Annotated in this window: 4 protein-coding genes and 1 pseudogene; all 5 read right to left on the minus strand. The window is 39.0% G+C overall.

What is annotated here, in order from left to right; genetic code table 11:
* Positions 1 to 4: 4 nt before the first annotated feature.
* Positions 5 to 895 (minus strand): carbohydrate ABC transporter permease, encoded by an 891-nt coding sequence (locus F9U64_RS08505; protein WP_153402586.1) that lies wholly within the window; start codon positions 893 to 895, stop codon positions 5 to 7.
* A gap of 33 nt (positions 896 to 928) precedes the next feature.
* Positions 929 to 1,825, minus strand: coding sequence for an ABC transporter permease (locus tag F9U64_RS08510; RefSeq protein WP_153402740.1), 897 nt, complete (start codon positions 1,823 to 1,825; stop codon positions 929 to 931).
* A 151-nt stretch (positions 1,826 to 1,976) separates the two neighbouring features.
* Positions 1,977 to 3,554 (minus strand): extracellular solute-binding protein, encoded by a 1,578-nt coding sequence (locus tag F9U64_RS08515; protein WP_153402587.1) that lies wholly within the window; start codon positions 3,552 to 3,554, stop codon positions 1,977 to 1,979.
* Positions 3,555 to 3,910: 356 nt separating this feature from the next.
* Positions 3,911 to 5,458 (minus strand): arylsulfatase, encoded by a 1,548-nt coding sequence (locus F9U64_RS08520; protein WP_153402588.1) that lies wholly within the window; start codon positions 5,456 to 5,458, stop codon positions 3,911 to 3,913.
* 317 nt (positions 5,459 to 5,775) lie between these two features.
* Positions 5,776 to 6,216, minus strand: a pseudogene (locus tag F9U64_RS22930) (glycoside hydrolase family 2); the annotation flags it as partial.

Consider the following 6,216-nt stretch of genomic DNA (forward strand, 5'->3'; position numbering starts at 1 on the left):
ACTATCAACCTTTAATCGAACCAATCATTACTCCTTTAACAAAGTGCTTCTGAACAAATGGATATACGATTAAGACTGGAACACTTGCCACAACAACTAGTGCATACTTGATACTTTGACCAAGCAAAATCTTCTCATCCATACCGAATTGCCCCGCAGCATCTGTACCACCTAGCTGATTGACAAGTAAAATTTCACGGAGTATTAGCTGTAATGGATAAAGCGTTTCTTCTCTCAAATAAATTAACGCGTTAAAGAATGCATTCCAATGTCCTACTGCATAAAACAGAACCATAACGGCCATAATTGGTTTTGATAGCGGCAGAATGACTTTAAAAAGTAATTTTATGTTTGAGCAACCATCGATCATTGCTGCCTCCTGCAACTCCCATGGAATACTCGTCTGGAAGTACGTACGCATAACTATTAAGTTATATGTTGCAATCGCATTCGGAATTACCATCGCCCAAATCGTATCTACCATCCCTAAATCTTGAACTATTAAATAGGTAGGAATCAGGCCACCATGAAAGAACATCGTAAATGTAATAAGGAACATAAAGACATTTCTCCCTGGCAAATCACGTCTGGACAAGGGGTATGCAGCTAATGTTGTTAAGCCAATATTGATAATTGTGCCAAATACGGTATAAAAGATCGTATTTCGATATCCAGTCCATATCTCACTATTTTTAAATATCTCAGCATACGCATCAAGGGTAAACCCCACCGGCCAGAGAAACATTTCACCGTTAATTACCCTTGCTGGATCACTTAAGGAAGCACTCACAACGAAAATCAGCGGATACAGCACAATCAAGATAATTACGACAGTTATCAAGGTAACCACGACATCAAATGTCTTACCATCAGATATTTTGACAGTTTGTTTCATGCTAAACCCCCTCCTTCATCAACACTTTATAATTTACCATAAACTAGTTTCCGCCTTTTTCCGTGCATAATGATTTACTAATATGAGCAGGGAGAAGTTAATAAGTGAGTTAAATAAACCAATTGCAGCACTATAACTATAATCACCATTCAAAATACCGTTTCGATAAACGAATGTTTGAATGACATCACTAGACTCTAAGTTCAAATTATTTTGCATTAAAAGGATTTTCTCAAAGCCAACGTTCATGAATTGTCCAATATCCAAAATTAACATAATTACAATAACTGGTAATATACCTGGTAATGACACGTGCATAATTCGCTGTAGTCGAGAAGCCCCATCCATTTTCGCCGCTTCATACAATTGAGGATCAATTCCAGCCAGTGATGCCACATAAATAATCGACTGCCACCCCATCGTCTGCCAAATATTTGAGCCGATAAAAATCGTCTTAAACCATTCTGGCTTTTCCATGAAAGGGATGGGCTCAACACCAATTGAACTCAAGATAATGTTAATAAACCCTCCATTTGGATCTAGAAAAAGGTCAAGCATTCCAACAATAACCACCACTGAAATAAAGTGAGGTACATAAGTTACGTTCTGCAACGTTTTCTTTAAAGTGGTACTTCGAATCTCATTAATTAACAACGCTAAAAATATAGGTATTGGAAATGCGATCAGTAATGAGAGGATACTGATGGAAAAGGTATTCCATAGTAATCTCTCAAAATAATAGGATGAAAAGAAGCGTTCAAAGTTTTCAAGACCTACCCACTCACTCCCTGCAAACCCAAATGCCGGATTGAAATCTTTGAAAGCAATTTGTAAACCGTACATTGGTCCATATTGAAAAATGGCATACCAGGCTATTGGTATTAACAGCATGAGATATAAGTCAAAGCGCATAAATAACCGCTTCATCATTTTTTGTCGTTTCGTCAATACTTTATTTCGGTGTGTTACCTTCTTTTCCTTCAGACCAGAATTTGTTACACTCACGCTCCTTGCCTCCTTCTTTCTACAAATTTGTTAAAATTACTAGGTACAGTAACCCTGTACCTAGTAATAGTAGATTCTATTTATAATTCAGATCATATGCTTCTTGATATATTTCCTGAAGACGATCTAAGCCCATATTCTCAATCGTAGACACGTATTCCTCCCACTGATCAAAGCTCAAATCACCTGTAATGAACTTCGATGTGGTTTCCTCATAATACTGATCCATGTCTTGACGAATTTGATCTACTTCTTTCGTCGTGTCTTCATCAAAAATAGGAGCTCCATAAATAGCTTCTGGCAAGTAAGGATCCAGTTTACCTTGCGCGTCTTGTGCTTCTGGTGGGTTAATAGCAGAAGCATTCCGCTCTGTTACTAATTGTGGCGCACCCCCACCTGGCCAAGGAGTAAATTGACCGATTGCAGGTCCTAAACCTAAGTCAGAATTTAAAACATCATCTGTATATTGAGGTAGGCCATCGTCTCCGTAATTAAATGTTTCACCCTCCGCACCGTAACGGAAGAAAATCGACCCTTCTTCGCTAAAAAAATAATCGATCCATCTCATCGTTTCATGCGGATGTTGATTTACAGATGTAATGGCAAATGTACCGAAGTCTCGCGCTACTGGGGCAGATGGATATAACTGATCATCATAAGGTCCGACAATTGGTGACATACCTTCATAATCCTGTTTCACTTTATCAAAAGCGTCTGTTGTCTGATTCCAGAAGATTCCGACATTCCCTGAAGCCATATTCCCAACAAATTTGGATTCTTCTTGTGTGAATAAACCTCTATCTACTAAATTCTCACTGTATAACATATTTAGGAATTGAAGATATTCCTTAAACTTGTCACTCGTTAACCAGAATTTCACTTCATCACTCTCGACCATTAAATGGTTACCCATTTGATCAATCATACCCCATGAACCAATTATCGAGTTCATTAACTGTGCCCAGTTACGGAAAGTCATTGGAATTTCGTCTTGCTCACCATTTCCATTCGGATCATCATCACGAAATGCTGTTAACACTTCAACTAATTCATCTGGAGAAGTTGGTTGCTCTAGCCCTAAATTATCTAACCACGTTTGGTTTACCCAAATTTTATCCGTTCTAGCTGAATTTAGTGTAAGGATGGCAGGTAACGCGTAGATATGCCCATCTGGAGCTGTAATGGATGATTTGATTTCTGGATACTCTTCAAAAAGTGCTGTTAAATTTGGTGCGTAATTTTCTAACAAGTCTTCAAGCGGGATTAAGATACCTGAGGTTCCATATTTAACTGCTTCTAATTGCGAAATACTTGACTTATAGAATACATCCGGCAGGTCACCAGATGAAAACTCCAAGTTCTTCCTCTCCGCAAAACCATCCTGCGGAACATCATCCCATTCCACATTAATGTTCGTCATTTCTTCATACTTATTAAACATCGACATTTCATTGTACGGTCCATTTGGCGGAGACTTTCTTGCAAAAATATTTAACGTAATTTCATCGTCTACAATAGGAAAGCCTTCCTCATGAAAGCTTTCTGATGGTCCTTCGCTAACATAATCTTCACTTACATTTTTGGAACCTGAACAGCCTGCAATCAGAAATGTACATAATACAATAAATAAGATAAGACCTAAATGTTTACGCATTCTTTTTACCTCCCTGGAATTGAATACTTATTCAAATTCAATAACTTTCACTAACTTGTAAGCGAATACATAATTTCGGTAGAAAATACTTCTTTCCAAACTTATGCTAAGGATATCACTCACTCATTCGCACCCCCGCTTTAATCTGCTCATCATCTATTCACTAATTCTCTTAATACCTGACATTATACTTCCAACCATAAAGTTGCCTATTACATATGTTGTGCATAATGTATAGAACTCGTGATCCATTAAGTTGCTTGTGTCAAAAATCGGTCGGACCATTTAATAGATCACGAGTTTTGAATCAAAGCTCTACAGCAACTGCCAACCATTTCATCAGTAATTATGTTGGATTATTTTGTTACTTTATGACGTGGAACTACATCGGTCCGTTTCGCCCACTCATTCCAAATTCCGATCATTTCTTTGACAAGTTCTGGATACTTTTCTTTTAAGTTATGAAGCTCTGTCCGATCGTTATCCATGTCGTACAATTCCCAATCTCTTTCCTTAATTTTAGAAAGCTTCCATTTCCCTTTTCGCACCCCACACTGCTGCTCATGCTCAAAACAGAATGTGCGTTCACGAGGTGTTTCGCCCACAAAAGCAGGTACGAGGCTCTCCCCTTCCATTGGCAAAATCTCATGATCATTATATTTTTTCGGATAATCCACTCCTGATATATCTACGAAAGTAGCCATAAAATCAATAAAGTGTCCTGGACGATGGTCAATCTCACCTTTACGCTCTATTTTTTTAGGCCAGTGTGCAATTAACGGGGTACTGATCCCTCCTTCATGACTATAGTGCTTATATAACTGAAGTGGTGTACTGCTCGCATTTGCCCAGCCAGAGCCGTAGCTGTGATAGGATTCAGGACCACCCATTTTATCAAGGTCTCCTTTGCGATGCAGGATATTGGAGGTCGTAATCCAATTATCAAAGCCCCATGGATCCCATTCAGCACACGCACCGTTATCTGAACAGAATAAGATGAGCGTATTATCCATCTCACCATTTTCGCGAAGGTTTTCCAATACTCTTCCAATATTGCGATCCATTCGATCAACCATGCCCGCATAGATTGCCATGCGCCTTGACAGGTCCTTCTGACGATCCGGATCAAGTGAATCCCAGGCAGGATTCCTCCCGGAAATATCGCGGTCGCGTGTCCAAAATTCTGCTCTAGGTGTTAATTCTGTATCTTCTGGAACAATCCCTAGTTCCCTCAATCGAGCTAGTCGTTCTTCTCGTATGCGGTCCCAGCCCGTTTCATATACCTTTTCGTATTTTGCAATATCCTCTTTCGGAACCTGTAATGGGAAGTGCGGTGCATTATATGATAAGTATAAAAAGAACGGATTGTCATCCTTACGAGCATCCTCCATAAAGTCTAATGCATGATCGGTAATCGCATCCGTTGCATAAAATTCATTATCCTCGTATTGATGCTGTGGACGGCCTTCCGGTAAACGAACATAATGGTGTTTATCAAAGAAACTGTTGAACCCCCCAAGTAATCCATAATAATCGTCAAAACCTCGCTTGATCGGCCCTTGCTTTCCGACGTGCCATTTCCCTGAAAGATACGTATGATAACCTCCAGCACCTAACACTTCTGCAAGCGTCACGCACTGATCTTTTAAATAGCCACGATAACCCGGAGTCTCCAAATCATTCTCCATCTCTCCCACCCCAGCTTGATGCGGATACACCCCAGTCAGTAAAGAGGCACGACTCGGGCAGCAGCGGGCTGAATTGTAAAATTGAGTAAACCGGACACCACCTTCAGCTAGCTGATCTAAGTTTGATGTATCAATTTCACTGCCATAACATCCCAGATCGGAAAAACCTAAATCATCTGCCAATATCAAAAGAATATTCGGTCTTTGTTCAGTCATTCAAATACCTCATTTCAACTTTAAATTATAAATAATTCAAACTTAGAATAGATCCCATTAACTCCTAAAAGTTCTCTATAACCGTAAGTTTTCCTAATTGGTTGGTTGTTTGTTCTAGTGATTGCATTATCACATCATAAAGTGGATCAACCATGGTTGTTTTCTGCGAGTACATTTGCTCTGCACAACCCGTTTTAATCCACCTTAAGAAATTTAAGTTAGTTATGCACAAAAGCCCTTTATAAAGAGCTAGTGATCAGAACTTCAGTAAACAGTTATTGATTGCTTAACTAAAATGTGATCACTGCGCAACAAAACTAATCTCTTTTTATTGCATCATTCACTTTTTTAATCTTATCCATTGCAATCTTCGGTGTCCGGTCTTCTTTTAACAACCCGTTAATTTCCTGCTGAACGTCTGTAGTTTGGGTATAGCAGTAACCACAAATATATGGAATCCTCTTAATTGCGTCTGTAATATTCTGATATCTTGTTAAAAACTCTTCCTCTGAATTAACTTGGTTGCCATAGCCCCATCCACTGCTATCGTTAAAGGCTATGCCACCATACTCTGTGATCATGACCGGCTGTCCTTTATATTTATAGCCTTCAGCAAACGCATATTTACGTTTGTTGTGGGGAATTTTGTTATTTAAGATACTATCTTTCTCCTTATAATGATCATAGAACACTTTACCGAGTTCTTCATAATCATGCAGCGCTATAATATCGGAAATGGTGTGTTCCCAACCGTCATT

The organism is Gracilibacillus oryzae (assembly GCF_009498735.1).
In the GTDB taxonomy this organism is placed as follows: Bacteria; Bacillota; Bacilli; order Bacillales; family Amphibacillaceae; genus Gracilibacillus; species Gracilibacillus oryzae.